The 24,536-nt window shown below is 63.0% G+C and carries 25 protein-coding genes and 1 tRNA gene; 18 read left to right on the forward strand and 8 right to left on the reverse strand.

Annotation, left to right across the window (positions count from 1 at the left end; translation table 11 throughout):
• Positions 1-57: 57 nt before the first annotated feature.
• From ribH to NKJ00_RS11520, 8 genes are all read left to right on the forward strand, one after another.
• Complete coding sequence (gene ribH, locus NKJ00_RS11485) at positions 58-552, forward strand: 6,7-dimethyl-8-ribityllumazine synthase (protein ID WP_128305717.1); 495 nt, start codon at positions 58-60, stop codon at positions 550-552.
• The gene (nusB, locus tag NKJ00_RS11490) at positions 549-1,049 is read left to right on the forward strand and encodes a transcription antitermination factor NusB (RefSeq protein ID WP_023798402.1); all 501 of its coding nucleotides are present in this window, start codon (positions 549-551) and stop codon (positions 1,047-1,049) included. Before ribH ends, nusB begins: the two co-directional genes overlap by 4 nt.
• Positions 1,046-2,263, forward strand: a complete 1,218-nt coding sequence (locus NKJ00_RS11495) for an MFS transporter (RefSeq protein ID WP_352629787.1) — start codon at positions 1,046-1,048, stop codon at positions 2,261-2,263. Before nusB ends, NKJ00_RS11495 begins: the two co-directional genes overlap by 4 nt.
• A gap of 177 nt (positions 2,264-2,440) precedes the next feature.
• Positions 2,441-3,352 (forward strand): glycine betaine ABC transporter substrate-binding protein OsmF, encoded by a 912-nt coding sequence (gene osmF, locus NKJ00_RS11500; protein WP_352629789.1) that lies wholly within the window; start codon positions 2,441-2,443, stop codon positions 3,350-3,352.
• 302 nt (positions 3,353-3,654) lie between these two features.
• The gene (locus NKJ00_RS11505; RefSeq protein ID WP_352629791.1) at positions 3,655-4,818 is read left to right on the forward strand and encodes an ABC transporter permease; all 1,164 of its coding nucleotides are present in this window, start codon (positions 3,655-3,657) and stop codon (positions 4,816-4,818) included.
• Positions 4,815-5,753 carry an ABC transporter ATP-binding protein gene (locus tag NKJ00_RS11510; RefSeq protein WP_127288814.1) on the forward strand — a complete coding sequence of 313 codons (939 nt, stop codon included), beginning with the start codon at positions 4,815-4,817 and terminating at the stop codon, positions 5,751-5,753. The genes NKJ00_RS11505 and NKJ00_RS11510 overlap by 4 nt, the downstream gene beginning before the upstream one ends.
• Entirely contained in the window at positions 5,750-6,499 is a 750-nt protein-coding gene (locus NKJ00_RS11515) for an ABC transporter permease (protein WP_352629793.1), read from the forward strand. Before NKJ00_RS11510 ends, NKJ00_RS11515 begins: the two co-directional genes overlap by 4 nt.
• A 239-nt stretch (positions 6,500-6,738) precedes the next feature.
• Positions 6,739-8,880, forward strand: a complete 2,142-nt coding sequence (locus NKJ00_RS11520; protein WP_128305721.1) for a sodium-translocating pyrophosphatase — start codon at positions 6,739-6,741, stop codon at positions 8,878-8,880.
• Positions 8,881-9,147: 267 nt separating this feature from the next.
• Here NKJ00_RS11520 and NKJ00_RS11525 read toward each other — a convergent pair whose 3' ends face one another.
• Complete coding sequence (locus NKJ00_RS11525; RefSeq protein ID WP_023810238.1) at positions 9,148-9,660, reverse strand: outer membrane protein assembly factor BamE; 513 nt, start codon at positions 9,658-9,660, stop codon at positions 9,148-9,150.
• 114 nt (positions 9,661-9,774) lie between these two features.
• On the opposite strand from NKJ00_RS11525, the gene NKJ00_RS11530 reads away from it, so the two are divergent.
• From NKJ00_RS11530 to NKJ00_RS11560, 7 genes are all read left to right on the forward strand, one after another.
• Positions 9,775-10,323, forward strand: a complete 549-nt coding sequence (locus tag NKJ00_RS11530) for a ubiquinol-cytochrome C chaperone family protein (protein WP_023810239.1) — start codon at positions 9,775-9,777, stop codon at positions 10,321-10,323.
• Positions 10,320-10,868, forward strand: a complete 549-nt coding sequence (locus tag NKJ00_RS11535) for a YceD family protein (RefSeq protein ID WP_023810240.1) — start codon at positions 10,320-10,322, stop codon at positions 10,866-10,868. The genes NKJ00_RS11530 and NKJ00_RS11535 overlap by 4 nt, the downstream gene beginning before the upstream one ends.
• 113 nt (positions 10,869-10,981) lie before the next feature.
• Positions 10,982-12,052: a phosphate acyltransferase PlsX gene (gene plsX, locus NKJ00_RS11540; RefSeq protein ID WP_023810241.1), complete on the forward strand. Its 1,071-nt coding sequence runs from the start codon at positions 10,982-10,984 to the stop codon at positions 12,050-12,052.
• 9 nt (positions 12,053-12,061) lie between these two features.
• Positions 12,062-13,033 carry a beta-ketoacyl-ACP synthase III gene (locus NKJ00_RS11545; RefSeq protein ID WP_023810242.1) on the forward strand — a complete coding sequence of 324 codons (972 nt, stop codon included), beginning with the start codon at positions 12,062-12,064 and terminating at the stop codon, positions 13,031-13,033.
• 103 nt (positions 13,034-13,136) lie between these two features.
• The gene (locus tag NKJ00_RS11550; RefSeq protein WP_013532231.1) at positions 13,137-13,460 is read left to right on the forward strand and encodes an integration host factor subunit alpha; all 324 of its coding nucleotides are present in this window, start codon (positions 13,137-13,139) and stop codon (positions 13,458-13,460) included.
• A gap of 124 nt (positions 13,461-13,584) precedes the next feature.
• A complete protein-coding gene (locus NKJ00_RS11555) occupies positions 13,585-14,124 on the forward strand; it encodes a MerR family transcriptional regulator (RefSeq protein ID WP_023810244.1) in 540 nt (179 codons plus the stop codon).
• 91 nt (positions 14,125-14,215) lie between these two features.
• Positions 14,216-14,518, forward strand: coding sequence for a hypothetical protein (locus tag NKJ00_RS11560; RefSeq protein WP_352629796.1), 303 nt, complete (start codon positions 14,216-14,218; stop codon positions 14,516-14,518).
• A gap of 65 nt (positions 14,519-14,583) precedes the next feature.
• Here NKJ00_RS11560 and NKJ00_RS11565 read toward each other — a convergent pair whose 3' ends face one another.
• Positions 14,584-14,796 (reverse strand): hypothetical protein, encoded by a 213-nt coding sequence (locus NKJ00_RS11565; RefSeq protein WP_352629799.1) that lies wholly within the window; start codon positions 14,794-14,796, stop codon positions 14,584-14,586.
• Positions 14,797-15,287: 491 nt separating this feature from the next.
• Positions 15,288-15,902, reverse strand: coding sequence for a hypothetical protein (locus NKJ00_RS11570; protein ID WP_352629801.1), 615 nt, complete (start codon positions 15,900-15,902; stop codon positions 15,288-15,290).
• Between the two features lie 71 nt (positions 15,903-15,973).
• On the opposite strand from NKJ00_RS11570, the gene NKJ00_RS32215 reads away from it, so the two are divergent.
• Together NKJ00_RS32215 and NKJ00_RS11580 are read left to right on the forward strand one after the other, a co-directional pair.
• The gene (locus NKJ00_RS32215; RefSeq protein WP_502895798.1) at positions 15,974-16,471 is read left to right on the forward strand and encodes a helix-turn-helix domain-containing protein; all 498 of its coding nucleotides are present in this window, start codon (positions 15,974-15,976) and stop codon (positions 16,469-16,471) included.
• A gap of 187 nt (positions 16,472-16,658) precedes the next feature.
• Positions 16,659-17,120: a YbaK/EbsC family protein gene (locus NKJ00_RS11580; protein WP_128305465.1), complete on the forward strand. Its 462-nt coding sequence runs from the start codon at positions 16,659-16,661 to the stop codon at positions 17,118-17,120.
• A 119-nt stretch (positions 17,121-17,239) separates the two neighbouring features.
• On the opposite strand, the gene NKJ00_RS11585 is transcribed toward NKJ00_RS11580, so the two are convergent.
• The 5 genes from NKJ00_RS11585 to NKJ00_RS11605 form a co-directional block, all read right to left on the reverse strand.
• Positions 17,240-17,316, reverse strand: a tRNA-Pro gene (locus NKJ00_RS11585).
• 56 nt (positions 17,317-17,372) lie between these two features.
• The gene (locus NKJ00_RS11590) at positions 17,373-18,641 is read right to left on the reverse strand and encodes an O-antigen ligase family protein (protein ID WP_352629803.1); all 1,269 of its coding nucleotides are present in this window, start codon (positions 18,639-18,641) and stop codon (positions 17,373-17,375) included.
• Positions 18,638-20,173 (reverse strand): undecaprenyl-phosphate glucose phosphotransferase, encoded by a 1,536-nt coding sequence (locus tag NKJ00_RS11595; protein ID WP_127267065.1) that lies wholly within the window; start codon positions 20,171-20,173, stop codon positions 18,638-18,640. Before NKJ00_RS11595 ends, NKJ00_RS11590 begins: the two co-directional genes overlap by 4 nt.
• Before the next feature lie 94 nt (positions 20,174-20,267).
• Entirely contained in the window at positions 20,268-21,398 is a 1,131-nt protein-coding gene (locus NKJ00_RS11600) for a glycosyltransferase family 4 protein (protein ID WP_352629805.1), read from the reverse strand.
• A gap of 10 nt (positions 21,399-21,408) precedes the next feature.
• A complete protein-coding gene (locus NKJ00_RS11605; protein ID WP_013532220.1) occupies positions 21,409-21,972 on the reverse strand; it encodes a polysaccharide biosynthesis/export family protein in 564 nt (187 codons plus the stop codon).
• Between the two features lie 258 nt (positions 21,973-22,230).
• Between NKJ00_RS11605 and NKJ00_RS11610 the strand changes: the two genes are divergently transcribed.
• Positions 22,231-24,501, forward strand: coding sequence for a GumC family protein (locus tag NKJ00_RS11610; protein ID WP_352629807.1), 2,271 nt, complete (start codon positions 22,231-22,233; stop codon positions 24,499-24,501).
• The last annotated feature ends 35 nt before the right edge of the window (positions 24,502-24,536 follow it).

Below are 24,536 nucleotides of genomic sequence, written 5' to 3' on the forward strand. Positions count from 1 at the left end.
CCGCTTGCGATGAACCCGGCTTCGGCCTAAGTCACCGGCAACTCCCCGGAGACTTTTATGGCTGGTACATCCCAACACGGCAAAGCCTTCATTCGTCCGAAGGCGAAGGCGCATCTGCTCATTGTCGAAGCGCGCTTTCACGACGACCTTGCCGACGCGCTGCTCGATGGCGCGACAAGCGCGCTCGATGAAGCGGGCGCGACTTATGATGTCGTCACCGTTCCAGGTTCGCTCGAGATCCCCGCGGTGATTACCTTCGCGTTGGACGGCGCGACGGAAGGCGGCACGAGTTATGACGGCTTTGTCGCGCTCGGCACCGTCGTCCGCGGCGACACCTATCATTTCGACATTGTCGCCAATGAATCCAGCCGCGCGCTCATGGATTTGAGCGTGCAGGACTCGGTCTGCATAGGCAATGGCATCCTCACCACCGAGAACGACGCACAGGCGTGGACGCGGGCCAAGCGCTCGGAGGGTGACAAGGGTGGTTTCGCGGCGCGTGCGGCGCTGACCATGATCGCCCTCAAAGAACAATTGGGAGCGCGATCGTGAGCGAACCCGCTTCGCCCGGCCAGCCTGCGGTGCGCCACGCCAACAAGCGCGGTGCTGCCCGTCTGGCCGCCGTACAGGCGCTCTACCAGATGGATGTGGCCGGTAGCGGCGTCTTCGAGATCACCGCCGAATACGAGGCGTTTCGCCTTGGCAAGGAAGTCGACGGTGCGCTCTACCGCGAGGCCGATGCGCAATGGTTTCGCGCTATTCTGGCGGGTGTCGTCGAGAACCAGAAGACCATCGATCCGATCATCCGCCAGGCGCTGACCGAGGACTGGCCATTGTCGCGGCTCGATTCGACGCTGCGTGCCATTCTGCGTGCCGGCGTCTACGAGTTGATGAAGCGCGAGGATGTCCCCGTCGCGGTCATCGTCTCCGAATATGTCGACATCGCCAAGGCCTTCTACGAGGAGGACGAGCCGAAGCTGGTCAATGCCGTGCTCGACCGTGTGTCACGCCGGGTGCGTGGCGAAGGGCGCGGCAAGGACGCATCATGACGGCCATCGCCTTCGAGGCTGGTCAGGAGGCGCGCCGCACCGCTTTGATCCTCGCCGCCTCGCAGGCGATCATCGGCTCGGCGGCCCCCATCGCCATCTCCGTGGGGGCGCTGGCCGGGCAATATCTGCTTGGTCCCGACAAATCATTGGCGACAGCGCCGATCACCGGCTTCAACATCGGCGTGGCGCTCGGCGCGCTGCCTGCGGCGGCTATCATCCGTAGTATGGGCCAGCGCGGCGGTTTCATGACCGGCACGATCGTCACGGCGCTCGGTGGCCTGATCGCCACGCTAGCGCTTTTTCAAGGCAGCTTCTGGCTGTTTGCCTTTGGCTTGCTCACGATCGGTGTCGGCGGCGCCTTCGTCCAGCAGTTCCGCTTCGCCGCCGCCGACAACGCACCGCCTGAATTCAAGGCGCGCGCCATCTCCTTCGTGCTGGCCGGCGGCATCGTCACCGCCATCCTCGGACCGCAGATCGTCATCTTCACCCGCGAATTGCTTGCGCCGGTCATGTTTGCCGGTTCGTTCGTCTCCATCCTGCCGCTGGCAGCGGTCGGCGCCATCATCCTGTCGTTCCTGCGGCTGCCGGCGAAAGCATCCGGCAAGGTGGAGATCGCCGACAGCGACGCCAGGCCACTGGCTGAGATCGTCACGCAGCCGCGTTTCGTCGCCGCGCTTTTCTGCGCGGTCGGCAGCTATGCGCTGATGAGCTTCGTCATGACGGGCGCACCGCTGGCCATGGTCGGTTGCGGCCTGTCGGAGAACGACGCGACGCTCGGCATCTCCTGGCACGTCATGGCGATGTTCGCGCCAAGCTTCTTCACCGGCTCGCTGATCCATCGCTTCGGCGCCGAACGCATCGTGGCCACCGGCCTGATCCTGCTCATCGGCTGCGCCATTGTCGCTCTGTCGGGCCTGGCGCTGTGGCAGTTCTGGACGTCGCTGATCCTGCTAGGCCTTGGCTGGAACTTCGGCTTCATTGGCGCGACCGCGATGGTGGCCGCCACCTACCGGCCGTCGGAAAAGGGCAAGGTGCAAGGCTTCCACGACTTCGTCCTGTTCGGCTCCGTCGCCTGCGCCTCGCTGATGTCGGGCATGGTCTACAACGCCTGGGGCTGGGAGATGCTGAACTGGATAGTCTTTCCGGTCACCGTCCTGTGCTTCGTGGCGCTCGGCGCGCTCAAGCTGACGAGCCTGCGCAAAGCCGAAGCCTGATCCATCCGCCGTTTCACCTGACACGGCGCTGTCAGCACGATGTCGGTCGAATTTACCGCTCCGGAACAAAAATATTGCGTCTGTACCTATTGTTATGAAACCGTGTGCCCCGACTGGCCGTTGAAGCCATGCTCATATGCGGTCACCGCGTTTCGGTTCATAGCAAGGGGTTTCACAATGTTTTCAGTCAAGTTTCTGGCCAGCGCCGCATTGGCGCTCGGCGTCACGGTGGCTTCCGCCAATGCCCAAGTGGTTGTCTCTTCCAAGATAGACACCGAGGGCGGCGTGCTCGGCAACATCATCCAGCTCGTGCTCAACGCCAACAACATCAAGACATCCGACCGTATCCAGCTCGGTGGCACGCCGGTGGTGCGCAAGGCGATCACCGCCGGCGAGATCGACATCTATCCCGAATACACCGGCAACGCCGCTTTCTTCTTCGAAAAGGCCGACGACCCGGTCTGGAAAGACGCCGCCAAGGCCTATGAAACGGCCAAGAAGCTCGACTACGACGCCAACAAGATCGTCTGGCTGTCGCCGTCGCCCGCCAACAACACCTGGGCGATCGCGCTGCGCAAGGAAGTCGCCGAGACCAACAAACTTGCCACGCTCACCGACTTCGGCAAATATATCGCGGGCGGCGGTCAGGTGGTGCTGGCGGCTTCCGCCGAGTTCGTCAATTCGGCGGCTGCACTTCCGGCTTTCCAGACCACCTATGGCTTCACGCTGAAGCCGGACCAACTGATCACCCTTTCGGGCGGCGACACGGCAGCAACCATCGCCGCGGCCGCCAACCAGACCAACGGCGCCAATGCAGCCATGGTCTACGGCACCGATGGCGGCATCGCACCGTCCGGCCTCGTCGTGCTCGACGACGACAAGGGCGTGCAGCCGGTCTACCAGCCGGCGCCGATCATCCGCGAAGCGGTGCTGAAGGAACATCCCGAGATCGAGACGCTGCTGAAGCCGGTCTTCGCCAAGCTCGACCTCGTCACGCTGCAGGAACTGAACGGTCGCGTGCAGGTCGGCGGCGAGCCGGTCAAGGGCGTCGCCGAGGACTTTTTGAAGAAGAACGGGTTTTTGAAGTAGTCAGTGACACCGGTGCAAGGCACCCCCCTCTGGAAGCTGCTGATCTCCCCCCTTGCGGGGGAGATGTCCGGCAGGACAGAGGGGGGTGCTGTCCCGCCGACCTCTCAACCCGTCAAAGGTGCGTGCCTCGACAGGGTTGCTTCTGAACAAGCCGACACCCGAAAGTTGGCGATCCTTCACACCCCCCTCTGGCCTGCCGGCCATCTCCCCCGCAAGGGGGGAGATCGGATATCGCGTCGGTTTTCGCCAATCCCCAAAGAAAGCTGCGCGATGTGGCAAATCGCCCCTCATGAGGGGCAACCATGACTCCCCGCTTCGACAAGCTCGGCGTGGTCATCGCCGCGATATCAGCCTACGCGGCTTTTGCCGCGCCCTTTGCCACGTTCCGTGCCAACCGCATCGTCCCCGGCCAGGCGCGCTCGATTCTCGAGGCGCTGCCGGCAACGACCGGGACGCTGCTGCTCGCCATCATTGTCGCCGCAGCACTCATCGCGCTGTTCAAGACACCACTTGTGCTGCGCCTTGCCGCCAGCGTGATGGCGCTTGCCGCGCTCGCGCTGCTGATCGGTGTCGCCGGAACATTTCTCACGCCGGCGGGCAACACCTTCGCCAGAGTTTCGCCAGCCTCCGGTTTCTGGATTCTGATCTTTGCCTTCACGCTTTTGCTCGCCGACGTGCTGACAAGGCTGAACCTGTCGCCATTGGCGCGGGTTGGCGTGCTTGTGGTCGCGGCTTTGGCGATCGGGCTGCTGTTGATTTCGGGAAGCTGGGACAATCTGTCGATCCTGAAGGAATATTTCAACCGCGCCGACAGCTTCTGGGCAGAGGGCTCCAAGCATGTAATGCTGGCGCTAGGATCGCTGCTTGCGGCGGTGGTCGTCGGCTTACCACTCGGCATTCTCTGCCATCGTGTCGAAAGTCTGCGCGCCGGCGTCCTCAACGTGCTCAACATCATCCAGACCATTCCCTCGATCGCGCTGTTCGGCCTTTTGATCGCGCCGCTCGGCTGGGTTGCCGCGCATGTGCCGGGAGCTGCCGCGCTCGGCATTCGCGGCATCGGCACCGCACCGGCTTTTGTGGCGCTGTTCCTTTACTCGCTGCTGCCGGTGGTGGCCAACACCGTGGTCGGTCTCGCCGGCGTGCCGCGCGCGGCCAATGACGCGGCGCGCGGCATGGGCATGACCGACAGGCAGCGCCTGTTCGGCATCGAGTTTCCGCTGGCTTTTCCTGTCATCCTCACCGGCATCCGCATCGTTTTGGTGCAGAACATCGGCCTCGCCACCATTGCCGCGCTGATCGGCGGCGGCGGTTTCGGCGTGTTTGTCTTCCAGGGTGTGGGTCAGACGGCAATGGACCTTGTGCTGCTCGGCGCCGTGCCGACGGTCGCGCTCGCCTTTGCCGCCGCCATCATCCTTGATGCGGTGATCGAAATGACCGCCACCAAGCGCAGGGTTGAAACGGCATGATCGAGATCGAAGGCATCACCAAGCGCTATGACGCGACGACCGTGGTCGATGACGTGTCGATGGTCATCGAGCCGCGCACCATCGCCGTCATTGTCGGCACGTCCGGTTCCGGCAAGACGACGCTGCTGCGCATGATCAACCGGCTGGTCGAGCCGACTTCGGGCATCATCAAGCTTGACGGCGCCGACAATCGTTCGCTGCCCGGTTACGAGCTGCGCCGCAGCATCGGCTACGCCATCCAGGGGCACGGCCTGTTTCCGCATCGCACGGTGGCACAGAACATTGCCACCGTGCCGGTGCTGCTTGGCTGGGACAAGGACCGTATCAAGGCCCGGGTCGACGAGCTGATGACGCTCTATCAGCTCGATCCCGAAGCCTTCGGGCCTCGCTACCCGCACGAACTGTCCGGCGGCCAGCAGCAGCGCGTCGGTGTTGCCCGCGCACTCGCCGCCGAGCCCAACGTGCTGTTGATGGACGAACCGTTCGGCGCCCTCGACCCCATCATCCGCACCAAGGCGCAGGAAGATCTGCTGGCGATCCAGAAGCGCTTCGGCACCACCATCATTCTCGTCACCCACGACATGGAAGAGGCCGTGCATATGGGCGACAAGATCGCGGTCATGGATGCCGGCAAGCTGGTGCAATACGCCAAGCCGGCCGAGATCCTGGCAAAGCCGGCAAGCGCCTTCGTCGAGACCCTGGTTGGCGCCAGCGAAAGGCCGTTCCGGTTGCTGTCGCTCGGCCGGGTCCGCGATGCCGTGGAGAAGGGCTCCGCCGAAGGCGAGGCGATCCCCGGCGATGCCAGCCAGCGCGACGCGCTGGCCGAATTGCTGTGGTCGGGCCGGCCGGCGCTGCCGGTCACAGGCACCGACGGCAAGCCGCTTGGCCGCGTGACCGTCGACGGGCTGGTGAAGCGCGCAGCGAGGCCGGCATGAAGGCCTGGCTTCCATCGCTGCTCAGGCTAGCCTTGGTGGTGCTGCTCGTTGCCTTCGTCACCAATCCCTCATGGTTCGAGCCGCTGCTGAAGCCGCTGACCGAGAACAATGCGCCGGTGATCTACAACCAGGGCAGCCTGCTGACGCTGACCCTGCTGCACTTACGCACGGTTCTGATCGCCACCGTGGCAGCAACCGTCGTTGCGGTGGCGCTTGCCATCCTGGTCACCAGGCCGGCCGGCGCCGAATTCCTGCCGCTATCGCGCAGCCTGGTCAACATCGGCCAGACATTTCCGCCGGTGGCGGTGCTGGCGCTTGCGGTGCCGGCCGTCGGCTTTGGCGAGAAGCCGACGCTGATCGCCCTGTTTCTCTACGGCCTGCTGCCGATCTTCGAGAATGCGCTGACCGGCCTGACGACGCTGCCGGCCAATGTCGTCGAGGCGGCGCGCGGCGCCGGCATGACCGGTTGGCAAAGGCTCACCAAGGTCGAGCTGCCGCTCAGCGCCCCGATCATTCTCGGCGGCATCAGGCTGTCGGTGGTGATCAGTCTTGCCACCGCGACCATCGGTTCGACCGTGGCAGCCAAAACGCTGGGCGAAGTGATCATCGCCGGGCTGTTGTCCAACAATCTCGCCTTCGTCCTGCAGGGCGGCCTGATCGTGGCAGCCCTTGCCGTGCTGGTCTATGACGGTCTATCGGCGATCGAGCGCTACACGGCGCGCCGCATGGGCCGGGAGACCGAGTAGCCGCGTCTTGCGTCAAGGCCAATTTCAATCGATCTAATAGGAGAGTGCTAACGGCAGCCGCCGCTTGGCCCCAACCATTTAGGCGAAAGCCGGGCAAAAACCGAACAATATCTTGACGTTCGCAGCCCTGTTTCGCATACACCGCTGCGAAGAGGCGGATTCCGTGCACGGAATCCGGTCTTTGTCTCAACGGCCCAGGGAGGGGTTCTTTTGGGCCATCAATCGAGGAAAATCCGGCAATGACAATTATTTCCGCCGTCATCGCCTGCGGCCTGCTTTCAATCCTTTACGCCATCTGGGCGACACGTTCGGTCCTTGCGGCCGATCAGGGCAATGCACGCATGCAGGAAATCTCCGCGGCTATCCGCGAGGGCGCACAGGCCTATCTGGCGCGTCAGTACACCACCATCGCCATCGTTGGCGTCGTCGTCCTCGTGCTCGCCTGGTGGCTGCTGTCCATCACCGCCGCGATCGGCTTCCTGATCGGTGCAGTGCTTTCAGGCGCCGCCGGCTTCATCGGCATGCATGTCTCCGTTCGCGCGAATGTTCGTACGGCGCAGGCCGCATCGAACAGCCTCGCTGCCGGCCTCGACATCGCGTTCAAATCGGGCGCCATCACCGGCATGCTGGTTGCTGGCCTGGCCTTGCTCGGCGTTTCGATCTACTACCTCATCCTGACCCACTTCATGGGCCTCCAGCCCAATGACCGCATCGTCATCGACTCGCTGGTCTCGCTCGGCTTCGGCGCATCGCTGATCTCGATCTTCGCCCGTCTCGGCGGCGGCATCTTCACCAAGGGCGCCGACGTCGGCGGCGATCTCGTCGGCAAGGTCGAAGCCGGTATTCCCGAAGACGATCCGCGCAACCCGGCCACCATCGCCGACAATGTCGGCGACAATGTCGGCGACTGCGCCGGCATGGCCGCTGACCTGTTCGAAACCTATGCGGTGACCGTTGTCGCCACCATGGTTCTGGCAGCCATCTTCTTTGGCGGTACCGCCGTTCTGGGTGCAGCCATGCTTTATCCGCTCGCTATCTGCGGCGCCTGCATCCTGACCTCGATCGTCGGCACCTTCTTCGTCAAGCTCGGTTCCAACGGCTCGATCATGGGCGCACTCTACAAGGGCCTGATCGTCACCGGCCTGCTGTCCATCGTCGGCCTCGGCGTCGCCACCCATGTCACCCTCGGCTGGGGCGAGATCGGCACCGTCGCCGGCATGGTCATCACCGGCAAGAACCTGTTCATATGCGGCCTGGTCGGCCTCGTGGTGACCGGTCTCATCGTGGTCATTACCGAATACTACACCGGCACCAACAAGCGCCCGGTCAACTCTATCGCCCAGGCGTCGGTCACCGGTCACGGCACCAACGTCATCCAGGGCCTTGCGGTCTCGCTGGAATCGACGGCGCTGCCGGCGATCGTCATTGTCGGCGGCATCATCTCGACCTATCAGCTTGCCGGCCTCTTCGGTACGGCGATCGCCGTCACGACGATGCTCGGTCTTGCCGGTATGATCGTTGCGCTCGATGCCTTCGGCCCGGTCACCGACAATGCCGGCGGCATTGCCGAAATGGCCGGCCTGCCCAAGGAAGTGCGCCAGTCCACCGACGCGCTCGACGCGGTCGGCAACACCACCAAGGCGGTGACCAAGGGTTACGCCATCGGTTCGGCCGGTCTCGGCGCACTGGTGCTGTTTGCCGCCTACTCTAACGACCTGAAGTTCTTTGCCGCCAATGGCGACAAATATCCCTACTTCCAGGGCATGGGCGAGATCTCCTTCGATCTCTCCAACCCATACGTCGTCGCTGGCCTGATCTTCGGCGGTCTGATCCCGTATCTGTTCGGCGGCATCGCCATGACGGCCGTCGGCCGCGCGGCGGGCGCCATCGTCGAGGAAGTGCGCAAGCAGTTCCGCGAGGATCCGGGCATCATGGCTGGCACCTCGAAGCCGAACTACGCACGCGCGGTCGACCTGCTGACCAAGGCGGCAATCAGGGAAATGATCATCCCGTCGCTGCTGCCGGTGCTGGCGCCGCTCGTCGTCTATTTCGGCGTGCTGCTGATCTCGGGCTCGAAGGCGTCCGCCTTTGCCGCCCTTGGTGCCTCGCTGCTCGGCGTCATCGTCAACGGCCTGTTCGTCGCCATCTCGATGACCTCTGGCGGCGGTGCCTGGGACAACGCCAAGAAGTCCTTCGAAGACGGCTTTGTCGACAAGGACGGCGTCAAGCATCTCAAGGGTTCCGAGGCGCACAAGGCTTCGGTGACCGGCGACACGGTCGGCGATCCCTACAAGGACACCGCTGGCCCGGCCGTCAACCCGGCGATCAAGATCACCAACATCGTCGCGCTCTTGCTGCTGGCCGTGCTCGCGCACGGCTGATCAAAAGCATCCACTCGAAAACAGAACCCGCGGGAGCGATCCCGCGGGTTTTTTGTTGAAGCGATGACAACGTCGACCCTTCAGCGCTTCGCTTCGCCTGGGTCCTCCAGTGCGTGGTGTGCAAGCATCTCATCCAGGCTCGGCTCGCGTTTCCTTGGCCACGGCCACACCGGTGACCGATCCCCGTAACAAAAACCCGCAGGATCGCTCCCGCGGGTTTTTGGTCGCCTGAGATGATGAGGCTTCCGGAATGAAAGCCGAAAGGAATTAGACGCCGCCGCCCGGAATGCTGGGTGCCAGCTTGCTGGCACCGTTGATGATCTGGCTGAGGAAGTTCTGGTCCTTGCCGCCGGTCGGTGTGGTGCGCGAGATGAAGTCGAACATCTTGCCGTCCTTCATCCCGTAATTGGCGATCTGGGTGACGCGGCCATCGGCGCCGAAATAGACCGCCAGCACATGCTGGTCAATCAGCCGTGGCTTGTCGAAGGCGACGTAGCGCTTGCGCGTCTGCGAAATGTAATAGAAGGCCTCGTTGTCGAAGGTCGCGGTCGTCGACGGCGTGCCGAGCGCCAGAAGCACCTGCTCGCGGCTCGAACCGACCGGCACCAGGTCGATTGCCTGCTGGTCTATGACGTAACCTTGCGTCAGCGTCTCACTTGGGCTGAGGTCGCCGATCATCTTGGAGGTGTGGCAGGCGGACAGTGCCGAAACGATCATCAGCAGCGAGATCGCGCCGGCGGGCCTGGACGAGAAGGTCGACTTGAAATTCAGCGCGCGCAACAACAACTCCATTAGCTGGCCGCAACTTGCGCTGGGCCGCGAAACCGGTAAACCAGCTTGCTTGCCGATGCAACAAGCCCACTTCAACAAACGGTCCCCAGGAGACCATCCCCAATGTTCCAGCGCTTTTTTGGCCGCGAACGCTACGCCAACCGCGCTATCACCGAGGCGCTTTACGCACAAATCGTGGCGGCGGCGCGGCAGACCGTGTTTTATTCCCACTGGAATGTGCCAGACACGCCGCTTGGCCGTTTCGAGATGCTGTCGCTGCACATGTTCCTGTTCCAGCACAGGTTGCGCGGGGAGGGCGGTGCGGCGCAAGAGGTCGCCCAGGTGCTGATCGACGAGTTCTTCCTCGACGTCGACCATTCGTTGCGGGAATTGGGCATTGGCGACGTGGGCGTGCCCAAACGCATGAAAAAGCTGGCAAAGATGTTTTATGGCCGAACCGCTGCCTATGACGATGCCCTGAAAAGAAACGACCATGAAGGGCTGACCGCGGCTCTTGCCCGCAATGTCCGGCCCGACGCGGGCGCCTGGCTGGAAGCATCGCTGCTGGCCAACTATGTTACCGACGCGCGCAGTCATCTGGCCGCGCAGACATCCGAATCGATTGTCTCCGGCACGCTGACCTTTCCCGCCGCCAAGGAGGTTGAACAATGAAGCATGTTGACCCGCAAAGCCCGGTCTCCTTCCGGGCAAACGTTACGCGCCTGCCGCAGAAGGGCCTGCCGCTGGTTATCGAGGCCGATGCCGCGCAGCGTGCGGCACTGGCCGAGGAGCACGGGCTGATTTCGGTCGAATCCTATCGCGCCGAGCTTCTGGTCGCGTCGTGGAAGCGCAATGGCGTGAAGATAAGCGGTCGCGTCGAAGCCGACATCACCCAGGCCTGCATCGTCACGCTCGAGCCTGTCGAGGCGCATATCGACGAACCGGTCGAAGCGCTGCTGCTGCCCGAGGATTCCAAGCTTGGACGGCAGGGTTTCGATGGTGGCGGCGAGATCCTGCTCGACGCGGAAGGCCCTGACAGTCCAGAGACATTTTCCGGTGACACGATCGATGTCGGGGCAATCGCCGAACAGTATTTCGGGCTCGCCATCGACCCCTATCCGCGCAAGCAGGGCGCATCGCTCAACACCGGCAGCGAGAACGAACCGGCGGAGAATGAATTTCAGCAAAAACTGCGATCCTTGCTGGGAAAATCCTGAAAAGCTCGCCCGCGACGGAAAAGTCGGTTGTGCGGCAGCCCAAAACCGTTATTTTCGCCGAACCTTCGCGGTCGCTAAAGCGACCTGCCGCCTAACCGTGAGATAAATACCGCGTGATCAGGATTTCCATCGATGCCATGGGCGGCGATCACGGACCAGCCGTGGTCATTCCAGCGCTCATGACGGTCGCGACCCGTCGTCCCGACATCCGCTTCGTCATCTTCGGGCGTGAGGAGGTCGTGCGCCCGGAGCTTGCCAAATTTCCCAAGCTCGCCGAGATCAGTGAATTCTTCCATTGCGAAATTGCGGTCAGGATGGACGACAAGCCGAGCCAGGCGCTGCGCCACGGCCGCTGGAAGTCATCAATGTGGAAGGCCGTCGAAGCGGTCAAGGCCGGCACGGCCGACGCCTGCATTTCCGCCGGCAACACCGGCGCGCTGATGGCGATGTCGAAATTTTGCCTGCGCACCATGGCCACCATCGATCGCCCGGCGATCGCAGCCCTTTGGCCGACATTGCGCGGCGAAAGCGTGGTGCTGGACGTCGGCGCGACCATTGGGGCCGATGCACAACAGCTCATTGATTTTGCCATTCTCGGCACCGGCATGGCGCGCTCGGTCTTCGGCATAGCCCGGCCCAGCGTCGGCCTGCTCAATGTCGGCGTCGAGGAGATCAAGGGCCAGGAAGAGGTCAAGGAGGCCGGGCGCATGCTGCGCGAAGCCAACATGGCCTCGATGAACTATCACGGTTTCGTCGAGGGTGACGATATCGGCAAGGGCGTGGTCGACGTCGTCGTCACCGAAGGCTTTGCCGGCAACATCGCGCTGAAGACGGCGGAAGGCACGGTGCGCCAGATCGGTGGCTATCTGCGCGCCGCGATGAGCCGGACTCTGATGGCCAGGATCGGCTATATCTTCGCCAAGGGCGCCTTCGATCGCCTGCGCGAAAAAATGGATGTCGGCCGCTCCAATGGCGGCGTTTTCCTGGGGCTGAGCGGCATCGTCGTCAAAAGCCATGGCGGTGCTGATTCTGACGGGTTCGCCGCCGCGATCGAACTCGGCTATGACATGGTCCGCAACAACCTACTCGACCGCATCGAGGCCGATCTAGACCTGTTTCATGCGCGCAACCCGCGTGCCCTGTCAGCTAGGAAATCCGACGTCGTCACCGACGCAAAGGAATAGGAAAGAACTTTGATCAGATCAGTCGTGCGCGGCACGGGCGCCGCGCTGCCCCGCCGAATCATGAAGAATGCCGATTTCGAAGGCATGGTCGAGACCTCTGACGAGTGGATCGCCCAGCGTACCGGTATTCGCCAGCGCCATATCGCTGGTGACGACGAGACCACGGCTTCGCTCGGGGAAGCAGCGGCACGTGCCGCACTTGCCAATGCGGGCCTCACGCCCGCCGACATCGATCTGATCGTGCTGGCGACCTCGACGCCAAACAACACATTCCCGGCCACCGCCGTCGAGATCCAGAACCGGCTCGGCATGCATCACGGCTTTGCCTTCGACCTGCAGGCGGTCTGTTCGGGCTTCGTCTATGCCGTGACCACCGCCGATCTCTACATCCGCGGCGGCCTGGCCAAGCGTGTCCTGGTGATCGGTTCGGAAACATTCTCGCGCATCCTCGACTGGAGCGACCGCTCGACCTGTGTGCTGTTCGGCGACGGCGCCGGCGCCATGATTCTGGAAGCAGGCGAGGGGGCGGGCACGATCGCCGACCATGGCGTTCTGGCGGCCAGCCTGCGCTCCGATGGCACGCACAAGGACAAGCTTTTCGTCGACGGCGGGCCGTCGACCACGGGTACGGTTGGCCATCTCCGGATGGAGGGTCGCGAAGTCTTCAAGCATGCGGTCGGCATGATCACCGACGTCATCGAGGCGACGTTCGCGCAAGCCGGTATCTCGGCCGATGATCTCGACTGGTTCGTGCCCCACCAGGCCAATAAACGAATTATTGACGCTTCCGCCAAGAAGCTCGGGATAGCTGAGCAAAAGGTGGTGGTTACGGTCGATTTGCACGGTAACACCTCGGCTGCTTCCGTGCCGTTGGCGCTGTCGGTGGCCGTCGCCGACGGCCGCATCAAGAAGGGCGATCTCGTCCTCCTGGAAGCGATGGGTGGCGGCTTCACCTGGGGCGCTGTCCTGGTTCGCTGGTAAGTGCCGAACGGTCCAGTTTCGGTCCTTGACCTTGACGGATCAATTACTTAGGCTCTGCCGTTGTTGTGCCGAATTTTATGTTTTGAGCTGATGGGACGGTCGCATGGGGGGAAAGACACTTACGCGCGCCGACCTTGCCGAGGCAGTTTACCGGAAGGTCGGCCTGTCGCGCACTGAATCGGCCGAGCTCGTCGAAGCGGTGCTGGATGAAATCTGCGAAGCCATCGTGCGCGGCGAAACGGTGAAGCTGTCGTCCTTCGCGACATTCCACGTCCGCTCCAAGAACGAACGCATCGGCCGCAATCCCAAGACCGGCGAGGAAGTGCCGATCCTGCCGCGTCGGGTGATGACCTTCAAGTCGTCGAATGTGCTGAAGAGCCGTATCTTGCGCTCCCATCAGAGCGGCAAGGCCAAAAGCGGCAAGTAGTCCATTGCGCGGTTGAAAACTGCCGCCGCCATGACGCCGGGCTTGAATATTGCTTCATAAACCGCTGAAATAAGCCCCGATTCGGCAGGTAGGCCGGATCATCGTCCAGCGTGAGGATTCGCCCATGGACAAGAGCCCCGACGCCTTTCGTACCATCAGCGAGGTCGCCGAAGATCTCGATCTGCCGCAGCATGTGCTGCGTTTCTGGGAAACGCGTTTCAACCAGATCAAGCCGATGAAGCGCGGCGGCGGCCGTCGTTACTACCGGCCGCAGGATGTCGAACTGATCAAGGGCATTCGCCACATGCTCTACGACCAGGGCTACACCATCAAGGGCGTGCAGAAGCTGTTGCGCGAGAACGGCAACCATTTCCTGGTTGCCATCGGCAATGGCGACATGGCCGCCGTCGAGGCGATCTCACAGCGAAGGCAGGCTGACCAAGTGCCGCTGACGCCGGCGGCCCAGCCGCGTGGCATGGACGACGAACTGGTCGGCCAGCCGCGGGTGAAGCCCAGCCGCCGCTTTTTCGGCCTGGGCAAGAGCGACGAGGACGGTCCGGTGCAGCCGGATGCATCGAAACTCTCGCGCGACAACAGGGCCTTGCTGCAGGAGGCGCTGTTCGACCTCCTGGAATGCAAGCGCCTGCTTGACCAGGTGCGCTGACCGCAGCCCGACGCGACATCGATAGTTCGAAACCGGAACCCGTCTTCCGGTGAGGCGTTACGTTTCCTTCTGCAAGTGAAGGAAACACATCATGGCATCATTTTCGACCCTCTCGGACATCGATCTCGACAGGCAGGTCGCGGTTCTCAGCAAGGAACTGGCCAGCTTGAAGAGGGCTGTGGCGAAGCGAGGCGGCGCCTACTACGAGGACGGTCGCGATGCCGCGCTCGACACCTATTCCGATCTTGCCGGCCGCCTGCACGATGCCATGCCTGCAATCCGCAAACAGGGCAGGGTGATCGAGAAGTCGGCCCGCGACCATCCGGCGGCTGCCGCCGCGGTGGGCCTTGTGGTGCTCGGTCTTGTCGCCAGTCTGCTGTTCAGCCGGCGCTGAATTCTAAAACCCAAATCCCACAGATACGAGCAAGAAGAAGTGACGGCTCGCCCTAAGGTGATCCGTCATTTTCCTTGCGATCGGCCATGTCTGTTGTCGCTCCGGCATCTGGCGAGGAGCGTGTCGGCATAGAGGCGCCCAGCACCTCTGTGTCGCCGGCGCAGGAATGCGGATTGGTCAAGCCGCCAGGGCCGCTCGATTTCGCCGGTGAACGCCGGATTGGTGGTGGTGCCATAGCCAGCGCCGGGATAGACGACGATCTCACCGGCGTCGCGCATTGGATTTGCGTGAATTGTCGATCCGCGATCGAGCCTCGCGGGGCGGAGTAGCCGGCCTTGGACAGGAAGCCAAGGCCGGTCTTCTCGGTGGCGGTCTGCGGAGCTTAGGCCTTGTTTCCGATCACATGGTGGTGGTGGCGGTGATGATGGTGGTGGCGGACATGGTGGCGATGATGATGGTGGTGACGATGATGCTTTGCCATCGGGGCGGCATCCGCACTCGTCGCACCGATGACGGGCACCGTGAAAGCCAATGCAACTGCAAGCCCGAGGGCCGAGAGAAGGGACTTCTTCATGGATCGTTTCCTTTTGTTTCGCGGGCGTATGGATCGGGGCGATAGCCCGGCCGCCGCGAATGGAATTACGCGCCTGAATTTTTTCGTCAGTATTTCCCGATTGTAGAATTTTGTTTCTGTACTGTTTCTGCCCAATTCAGCCTCCCGCCACCAAGCACGGCAAGATCGAGAGGCGGCCATTGGCCGCCTGTCCCACTACATCGGCGGCACGACGCCGTTGTTTCCGACCACGACGCGGCTGGCGCTCAGCGCGCCGTCACTGCCCCGCTCAGCGGTGACAAAGACCGTCGCACCCGGCTTGAGGTCGGTCGGCGTCGCCGGCGCGAAGGTCACGACGGGCGTGGTGTCGGGGATCGAAATCTTCTTGGTCTGGCCATTGTCATAGGTCAGGGTGACGGATCGCCCGCTTATATCGGTAACGTCGGCGACGGTGCCGTTGGTCATCCGGCTGTTTGGCTGCAGGTCCCAGGGACGGTCGCCCTCGCCAGTGCCTTTCAGCGCGGCCGGAAAGACCACCACCTCCAGGGCGCCGCTGCCGCCATCCGCTTTCGAAACGGAGGCAATGCCGAGGAAATCCCCTTGCTTGATTTCTTTTGCCGAGGCGTTGGCGACGCCCGAGATCTTCCAGCCGGCCTTGAGCTTGATCGCGTCGGTATCGCCCTGGCGGGTTTTCACGGTGAGCAGCGTGGGCTCAAAACTGACCACCGTGCCGCGCACACGCAGCGCGTCGGCGGCACGGGCGGCGTCCGCGCCGGTGAGGGAAAGGCTGGAAATCGTGCCGAGCACGACCATGAATGTCTTCAAGTTCATTGCAAAAAATCCTTCCGGGAACGAGCTGGCTGGAACCGGATGGTTTCACGCCAGCGACCCGGAGATAACGAATGGGCGCGGCGAAACTGCCGGCAAAAGCCCGATCAGGCCTTCAAAACAACTTGATCGCGACGTGTACGCGAGAGGGCCGCGCCAGGCGCCTGGTTCACGATCCCGTGACGGCCCTTTTGGCTCTTGGCAAATCGCCGGCGAGAGGGCATCTTCCCGACCGTCTCAGGCAACACTCCTCATTTGATCAAACTCTTTCAGTCATGGAGTTGCCAATGCCCCATAATGCGAAAAGCGAACCCCTCTCCGAACCGGCAACCAACGGGAGCGGGCCAGATTACAATACCCTCAGAGCGATGCGGGAGACCCGCGGTTACAGCGTGGAAGAGCTCTCCCTGACATGCGGCCTGGCGGTGGACGAAATTGAGGATATCGAAAGCGGCAGAGTGACCGACCCGTCGAAGCTGCGTCGTATTGTGTCCGCGCTTCACCTTCCCCAGGAGGCTCTGATCACCCCGGCTGCGCCGACGCCGGCGGCGCAAGGTCGATCGCTGGCGTAGATCCGCACCACGCATTCCAGAGAACCCGCCAAGGCCCCTTGGCGGGTTTCTTTGTACCTGCCGCAGCGCTTTGCTTCAGCCTGGCACTTGCCGATCTGTCTATCGCACGTGCCTATGCGTGCCGCGGCCCTGGCTGCTGGACCGTAATCCGCCCTCCACAACGTTTTTGAACCGTCGGTTTTTCGATATGAGCCTGGAATCCGTTCGTGCCTTCTTCGCCGCCCATGCGCCGGACATCCATGTCATCGTCACGCAGGCGAGCTCGGCGACGGTGGCCCTGGCGGCCGAGGCGCATGGCGTGCTGCCGGCCCAGATCGCCAAGACGATCTGCCTGCGCGTCGGCGACCGCACCATGCTGGTGGTGACCAGCGGCATCGCCAGGCTGGACAACCGCAAATTCAAGGACCAGTTCGGCGGCAAGCCGCGTATGCTCGACGCCACCGAGGTTGTCGAAGCAACCAGCCATCCGGTCGGCGGCGTCTGCCCGTTCGGCCTGCCGGCGCCGCTGCCGGTCTATTGTGACGTGTCGCTGCGCGAATTCGACGAAGTCGTGCCCGCTGCCGGCGCCACCAATGCGGCCGTGCGGATTGCGCCGCAGCGCATGGTTGAGCTCATTGGGGCTGAATGGGTTGATGTGTGCCAAGGGTAGAGTTGGCGCCCAAGCCGGAGTTCAAATGGGAGAGGACATGGTTGCCCAGATCCGAGATTTGGCCGGGCTGACCGGGGCATCTGGAGGGGCGGACTTCGGGGGCAAGTCCTGCTTTGAATTGGTCGGAGTGGCCGGATTCGAACCGACGACCCCTTGACCCCCAGTCAAGTGCGCTACCGGGCTGCGCTACACTCCGGACCGGTCGCGATGTATCGTGATAACCCCGTGCGGGTCAACCGAATTCCGCGACTTTTATCCCGCTGCGATTGCCGGTGCCGGCGAGCCCTGCAAGGCAGGCCGCAACAGCCGCTGATGGCTGTATTCCAGCGCGATGGCGCCCCAGATCAGGCCGAGCAGCAGATAGACGTGGCGCCAGTGGTCGATGTCGATGAAGGTGCCGAGCCCGATATTGCCGATAAAGGCGACATAGGCGCACAGGAGATAGGGCTGCCACGGCCGGTCGCGCAGCAGGATGCGGAAGCCGGCTGCTATCGTCCATAAGACGAGCGCGAGGAACGACACGAAGCCGAGCCAGCCATAATCCATCAGCATCTTCAGCCAGATGTCGTGGGTGTCTTCACCGAAGATCGTGCCGAAGACCAGCGGGCCGATGCCGAACGGATGCTCCATCGCCATCTGGAAGCCGATGCCGTAGCGGGCGAAGCGGCCGAGGCGGGCGGTGTCGTAGCTCTGTTCGAGATGGGCGCGGTTGGAGAACATCTCCGACACGCCGGGCAGCTGCAGGATGACGATCATGGCGACGACCAGCAGCGCTAATGCTGCAATCGTCATCACCACCACGCGCAGCCGGAACTTGCCGCTGGCGCTCTGCAGGAACAGGCAGCCGGTGAGCAGGACGGCCGAAACGGCGAACATGCCCCAGGCACCGCGCGAGAAGGAAAAGAAGATGCCGGCGGTGATGATCAGCAGTGGTACCGCCAGCAGCGGCATGCGTGTTACCGGTCCGGTCAAAAGCAGATAGAGCAGATAGATGCCGGGCAGCACCAGGAAGGGGCCGAACACGTTCGGGTCCTGGAAGGCGCCGGCGGCACGATCGTATTTGGTGAACATCTCCGCGCCCGGAAAGGCATGGAAGTAGCCTGCAATGCCAAGCAGCGAGGTGGCCACGGCCGAAACCACATAGGCAATGAAGATCAATCGGTAGAGGCCCGGCTGTACGGCGGTGATCGATGCGAAGAACACCGCGCTGAAGGCGAGAAACAGCGACACGGCGAGATAGAGCGGTGTGTTGGCGAGGTCCGCCATCTGCGTCATGGAGATCATGCCGCCGATGTTCATCGTCACCAGCAGCACCAGCAGCGGCGTGGCCGCGCGGGAAATCCGCAAGCCGAAAAGCGCCCAGATGGCGATCAGCCCGGCCATGTAGAGCTCATAGGGCGCCGGCTCGCTGATGACGAAGCCGGACAGCAGAATGCCGAGGAAGACCGCGCCCGAGGAAATCAGCGCGACCAGCTTGGCGTTGACCGCCGCGCGCGGCAGATCATGGCTGATCGCGCTCAATAGGCGTTTTCCGTGTTGAGCAGCCGGAGCGGCGTGAGGAACAGGATCCGCAAATCGAACAGCAGCGACCAGTTCTCGATGTAATAAAGATCATACTCCGTGCGCATGCGGATCTTCTCGTTGGTGTCCATCTCGCCGCGCCAGCCATTGATCTGCGCCCAGCCGGTGACGCCGGGCTTGACCTTGTGGCGGGCGAAATAGCCGTCGACAACCTCGTTGTAGAGCAAATTATGCGACTGTGCGGCGATGGCATGCGGGCGTGGACCGACCAGCGACAGCGAACCCAGCAGCGAGTTGAAGAACTGCGGCAGCTCGTCGATCGAGGTCTTGCGGATGAAGCGGCCGACGCGGGTGACGCGCGGGTCGTTCTTGGTCACCGTCTGCTTGGCGGTCGGATCGGCCTTGTCCGTATACATCGAACGGAACTTGTAGACCTCGATGATCTCATTGTTGAAACCGTGCCGCTTCTGATGGAACAGCACCGGCCCCTTGCTGTCGAGCTTGATGGCGATGGCGGTCGCCAGCATCACCGGCGAGAACACGACGATGCCGATCAGGCTGAAGACAATGTCGAAGGCGCGCTTGGCGACCGAATCCCAGTCGTTGATCGGCTTGTCGAAGATGTCGAGCATCGGCACCGCGCCGATGTAGGAATAGGCGCGCGGGCGAAACTGCAGCGCGTTGGAATGCGCCGAAAGCCGGATGTCGACCGGCAGCACCCACAGCTTCTTCAGCAACTGCAGAACGCGCGATTCGGCGGTCAGCGGCAGCGATACGATCAGCATGTCGATGCGGGCGATGCGGGCGAATTCGATCAGTTCCGAAATGGTGCCGAGCTTGGGGTAGCCGGCGACGATGGGCGGCGAGCGCTTGTCGCCGCGATCGTCGAAGATGCCGCAGATGCGGATATCGTTGTAGGGCTGCTTTTCGACCGAGCGGATCAGGATTTCCGCCGCCTTGCCGCCGCCGACGATGACGGCGCGCCGCTCCATGCGGCCATCGCGCGCCCAGGCCCGGATCAGCTTCGACATCACCAGCCTGAGGCCGAAGATGAGAACGAAGCCGATGACGAACCAGCTGCCGAACAAAAGGCGCGAATAGTCCTGCGACATCTTCATGACGAATGCCGTCAGCGCCATCAGGGCGAAAGTGCCGGCCCAGACGAGCAGCACGCGGCCGAAATTGGCGATGGGCCGCATCAGGGCGACGATCTGGTAGCAGTCGGTGACGTCGAGCAGCACCACGGCAAGGAACGAGCCCGCTGCGATCGTCACCGGATATTGCCAGGCGAGATAGTTGAAGAACCCGACATAGTGGAAATAGACGGCGAGTCCGGACAGGAACAGCAAGCCGAATTCGACCATGCGCAGGACACCGCTGACCATGATCGGCGACATCGTATCGCGCCGGTACTGCGAGGCGACCTGGCGGGCGACATCGTTCATGCCGCTTGGCGTGTCGCCGTCGGCCGGGCCGTCGAATTTACGCACCGCCTCTGCTGAAAAGCGGCGCGCGGGGTCGATCTCGTTCATGAGGGCTTTCCGCAAGCTTCCCCCCGGTCATAGCAAAAGAGAGCTAAGAAACCCTTGAAACAACGCATGGCTTTGGAACGGCTTGGTCCTGCGCCTACGTGTCGAGCGCGGCGAAATAGGCCTTCTCGATGTCGGCGGCCATCACATCGGCGCCGAAGCGTGCCTTGAGGTTGGCGCTATCGGGCATCAGGTCGCGATAGGCGGCCGGGTCGGCCAGCGCCTGGCTCATCCTGTCCGCGAGCTCGATCGGGTCAGGTCGGATCAGGGCGGGGGAACCGGTGTCGAATATCTCCGGAATGCCGCCGACCGCGGTTGCGATCATCGACTTTCCCGCGGCAAGCGTTTCCAGGACGATATAGGGCATGGCTTCGGCGCGCGAGGGAACGATGATAAGCGCGGCAAGGGCAAAGGCCTCCCTGGCCGGCATCGGCGGCAGGAAGCGGACATGGCGCTCGAGCCCCAGGCGTTTCACTTGCCCGTGGTAACGCGGAAGGTCGTCGCCGTCGCCGACCATCACCGCGGTCAGCGCGCGGCCGAACCGCGGGCCGGCGAGCGCCAATGCGTCGATGAAGATGTCCGGTCCCTTCAGGTCGCGCATCATGCCGATATAAAGCAGGTCGGCTGCGTCCGGCGCGGTGATCACCGGCTCGAATTCAGTGGCGCGCAGGCCGTTATAGACGAGGGTGTTGGGAATGGGCGGCTCGCCTACCTTGTGGCGATAGGTCCGCCGCTCATAGTCCGAGACAAACAGCAGATAGTCGGTGAAGCGAGCCATGAAGCGCTCGAGCGCGAAGAACAGCTTTCCGGTGGTCGTGTTCTCGTCATAGTGGAGCGAGCCGCCATGCGGCGAATAAAGGCGGGCTACGCGAGACCTTGATACCCGCAACAATGAGCCGAACAGACGGGCATAGGCGCCACCCTTGGCGCCGTGCCCATGCAGTACGTCCGGCCGCAATTCCTTGATGATCCTGTACGTGCGCCAGGCCGAGGCAAGGTCGCCGGGACCGACGTGGCGCTGCATCGGCGTGCGATGAATGCCGAGCGCCAGCAAGTCCTTCATCTGCTCGAACAGATGTTCCTCGAACGTGCCGCCTGTCGTCGAATCGCAGACGATGCCGACGGAATGCCCGGCGGCGACCTGCGCCTCGGCCAGGTCGCGCACATGCCGGAAAATTCCTCCGACGGGTGAGCGAAAGCAATGGACGATCCTGAGCCTGTCCGCCACTTGGTATCTGTCAGAACAGACGTTCGCGGACGTAGACCGTATCGCCCGGCAGCAGCGGGTCGGAGGTGACCACGCGGCCGGTCATCACCTTGCCGTTGATGTCGCGGGTGATGTCGACGCTTTCCTGGTTGGCGCGCGGCGTGAAGCCGCCGGCAATGGCGATCGCCTTCTGCACCGTCAGGCCGGGAACATAGGAATATTGGCCGGCGGCACCCACTTCGCCCATGACGAAGATCGGGCGGTAGCGGTCGATCTCGACCGAAACGTCGGGATCGCGCAGATAGCCTTGCCGCAATTTGTCGGCAATCTCCTTTTCCATTTGCTGCGCGGTGTGGCCGCGCGCTGGTATGGCGCCGACAAGCGGGAAGGAGAGATAGCCGGATTGATCGACGCTGTAGGTGTTGGTCAGCCCGTCCTGCTCGAACACGGTCACGCGGACGCGGTCGCCGGCGCCAAGACGGTAGGGCTGATCGAGCACCTCATGGAAGGCGGCCGGCGTCGGCCGGTAGCTGGAACAGCCAGCCAGCATCGATACGGCAAGCAGCGCGCGAAACAGGGAAGCAGTGCTTTTCATGGCCGGACAGGTACCTTCGACTGGTCGCTGCAACGTCGCAGCAACTCTAGGGATCGAGGTCCGTTATCATCCTGTTAGGGTTAATGGCCGGTAAAGGGAGCGGCCGACACGTGGCGCATCGGCAAGAGTTTTTGTGATTTTTGGCGGTTTTGTTTGTCACCCGCCAGTAAACCCTAACGGAAACTTACCACGATCTTAACGGCTGAGTTACCATAGTTGTTTACGGTGCGTGCTGACCCAGTATCGGAGTAGGGATGCATGTCCGTTCAGTCCGCGGCCGCAGATGTCGATGTCGATCTCAGGCAGCTCTTCGCCAGCCTGGCGAGGAACTGGCTGCGTATAGTCCTCGTCGTCCTGTTGGCAACCGGGCTGGCCTTCGCTTTCGCCTCGCTGGCAACCCGGCACTACAAAGCCGAGACGCAGGTGGAGATCGCGCCGCGCGAATCCATCTACACGCGGCCGGCCAGCAACAACAACGACACCGACAAGCCTATTCTCGACGAACAGGGCGTCGCCACCCAGGTCCAGATCATTTCCTCCAACGAAATCCTCAAGCAGGTCTCGCAAAAGCTCGGTCTGGAAAAACTGCCCGAGTTCAATGAAGCGCTCGACATGTCGGCGCTGAGCCGCGCTCTGGTCCTGGTCGGCCTGAAAAGCGACCCGATGGAAATTCCGACGGAAGAGCGCGTGCTCAAGAAAATGCACGAGAAGCTCAACGTCTATGGCGTCGAGAAGACCCGCATCATTGCCATCGAGTTCTCATCGGAAGATCCCAAGCTCGCGGCCGCCATACCAGACGCGATCGCCGCCGCCTATATAGCGGGGCAAGGGGCGGCCAAGCTCGAATCGAACAGCGCCGCGGCGGACTTCCTGGCGCCGGAAATCGCCGACCTGCAGCGGCAGGTCAAGGATGCCGAGGCGAAGGTCGCCGCTTATCGCGCCCAGTCCGATCTTCTGATGGGTGGCAACAATTCGGTGCTGGCCACCCAGCAGCTTTCAGAACTGTCGAGCGAACTGTCGAAAGTGCGCGCCAACCGCGCCGCTGCGGAAGCGACCGCCGACGGTGTGCGCAGGGCGCTGCAGAATGGCGGTTCGCTGGATGCCGTGCCGGAGGTTCTGTCATCGGACCTGATCCAGCGCTTGCGTGAGCGACAGGTCGAATTGCGCTCCAACATCGCCGATCTGTCGACGACACTGCTTGGCAATCATCCGCGCATTCGCGCGCTGAAATCGCAACTGTCCGATCTCGACGCGCAGATCCGCAGCGAGGCCCAGAAGATCATGAAAGGCCTGTTGATGCAGGCCGAGACCGCAAAGGCCCGCGAGAACCAGCTTGTCGCCGACGTCAACACGTTGAAAGCCGCTTCGGCGCAGGCCGGCGAACAGCAGGTCGATCTCGACGCACTGCAGCGCGACGCGACCGCCAAGCGACAGCAACTCGAGCTCTACCTGACCAACTACCGCGAAGCGGCATCGCGCCAGGATCGCAACTATCTGCCGGTCGACGCCCGGATCGCCTCGAAGGCTTCTGTTCCCTCCGAGGCCTATTTCCCGAAGGTCGGGCCGATCGTCGGCGCGGCTTTCGCCGCATCGCTGCTCATCATGGCCATCGTGACGCTTCTGCGGGAGCTGTTTTCAGGCCGCGCGATGCGGCCGGCGAGCGGTTCCCGTTTCGAACGGATCGATGAGGTCGCGATGCCCCATGTGGCGCAGCCGCCGGTCGCCAAGCCTTTTGTCCGCCACGAGCCTGCCATCCTGCAGGAACCCGTCGTTCGCCAGGAGCTGCCTGACCTTGCGGATGAAGCAGATGCGGAGCCCTATGCCGCCGCGATGCCGGCCATGGCCGAGGCGCCGGATGTGGTCGCAATGCCCGATACGGCGGCGACAGAGCAAACGGTTGTCGAGCCCGAACCGGCGCGTTCCACCCTGGGCGAGATCGATATCGAGAAGGCTGCCGAAAAGCTGATCTCCAGCGGTGCGGCGCGCGCCATATTCGTCTCGCCGGAAGGCGACGAGGCGGCTGCATCCGCGATCCTGGTGGCGCGCGAGGTCGCCGACGCCGGCCTGCGCGTGCTGTTGCTGGACCTCACCGCATCGGGGGCCGCCTCGCGGCCGATGCTGGACAGCGGCCTTTTCCCGGGCATTACCAACCTGCTCGCTTCGGAAGCGCAGTTCAGCGACGTCATCCATGCCGATCTGTACTCGGACTGTCACGTCATTCCGGTCGGCACCGCCGATCCGGTTCGTGCCATGCGTGCCGCCGACCGGCTGCCGATCATCATGCAGTCGCTGACGACAGCCTACGATCTGGTCGTGGTCGAGTGCGGACCGGCCGACGCGCAAGGCATCGGCCGTCTGACTGGCGACGCCACCGAGGTCTTTCTCTCCATGCTGGAGGCCGACGATGAGGTGACGCAGGCTGCGGTCAAGCTGATCGAGAACGGCTATCCCGACCTGACGCTGGTGACGCCGCTCGGCCACGAACCGCCCGGCAATCCGGTGCCCGGACGGCGCACTGCCGCCGCCTGAGAGAGCCGCGGATCGTTTGGCGGAGCCGCTCAGCG

The sequence above is a fragment of the Mesorhizobium sp. M0227 genome (assembly GCF_040321855.1).
In the GTDB taxonomy this organism is placed as follows: domain Bacteria; phylum Pseudomonadota; class Alphaproteobacteria; order Rhizobiales; family Rhizobiaceae; genus Mesorhizobium.

Excerpts from the sequence above, each read along its gene's own strand:
- NKJ00_RS11565 (WP_352629799.1), bottom strand. The coding sequence starts at position 14,796 with ATGCGCGACGCCGGTGAGATCGTCGTCTATCCCGGCGCTGGCTATGGC.
- NKJ00_RS11555 (WP_023810244.1), top strand. The coding sequence starts at position 13,585 with ATGGACAAGAGCCCCGACGCCTTTCGTACCATCAGCGAGGTCGCCGAA.
- NKJ00_RS11505 (WP_352629791.1), top strand. The coding sequence starts at position 3,655 with ATGACTCCCCGCTTCGACAAGCTCGGCGTGGTCATCGCCGCGATATCA.
- NKJ00_RS11550 (WP_013532231.1), top strand. The coding sequence starts at position 13,137 with ATGGGGGGAAAGACACTTACGCGCGCCGACCTTGCCGAGGCAGTTTAC.
- NKJ00_RS11605 (WP_013532220.1), bottom strand. The coding sequence starts at position 21,972 with ATGAAAAGCACTGCTTCCCTGTTTCGCGCGCTGCTTGCCGTATCGATG.
- NKJ00_RS11530 (WP_023810239.1), top strand. The coding sequence starts at position 9,775 with ATGTTCCAGCGCTTTTTTGGCCGCGAACGCTACGCCAACCGCGCTATC.
- NKJ00_RS11495 (WP_352629787.1), top strand. The coding sequence starts at position 1,046 with ATGACGGCCATCGCCTTCGAGGCTGGTCAGGAGGCGCGCCGCACCGCT.
- NKJ00_RS11570 (WP_352629801.1), bottom strand. The coding sequence starts at position 15,902 with ATGAACTTGAAGACATTCATGGTCGTGCTCGGCACGATTTCCAGCCTT.
- NKJ00_RS11595 (WP_127267065.1), bottom strand. The coding sequence starts at position 20,173 with ATGAACGAGATCGACCCCGCGCGCCGCTTTTCAGCAGAGGCGGTGCGT.
- NKJ00_RS11515 (WP_352629793.1), top strand. The coding sequence starts at position 5,750 with ATGAAGGCCTGGCTTCCATCGCTGCTCAGGCTAGCCTTGGTGGTGCTG.
- NKJ00_RS11535 (WP_023810240.1), top strand. The coding sequence starts at position 10,320 with ATGAAGCATGTTGACCCGCAAAGCCCGGTCTCCTTCCGGGCAAACGTT.
- NKJ00_RS32215 (WP_502895798.1), top strand. The coding sequence starts at position 15,974 with ATGGGCGCGGCGAAACTGCCGGCAAAAGCCCGATCAGGCCTTCAAAAC.
- NKJ00_RS11560 (WP_352629796.1), top strand. The coding sequence starts at position 14,216 with ATGGCATCATTTTCGACCCTCTCGGACATCGATCTCGACAGGCAGGTC.
- osmF (WP_352629789.1), top strand. The coding sequence starts at position 2,441 with ATGTTTTCAGTCAAGTTTCTGGCCAGCGCCGCATTGGCGCTCGGCGTC.
- NKJ00_RS11580 (WP_128305465.1), top strand. The coding sequence starts at position 16,659 with ATGAGCCTGGAATCCGTTCGTGCCTTCTTCGCCGCCCATGCGCCGGAC.
- NKJ00_RS11520 (WP_128305721.1), top strand. The coding sequence starts at position 6,739 with ATGACAATTATTTCCGCCGTCATCGCCTGCGGCCTGCTTTCAATCCTT.
- NKJ00_RS11610 (WP_352629807.1), top strand. The coding sequence starts at position 22,231 with ATGTCCGTTCAGTCCGCGGCCGCAGATGTCGATGTCGATCTCAGGCAG.
- NKJ00_RS11510 (WP_127288814.1), top strand. The coding sequence starts at position 4,815 with ATGATCGAGATCGAAGGCATCACCAAGCGCTATGACGCGACGACCGTG.
- ribH (WP_128305717.1), top strand. The coding sequence starts at position 58 with ATGGCTGGTACATCCCAACACGGCAAAGCCTTCATTCGTCCGAAGGCG.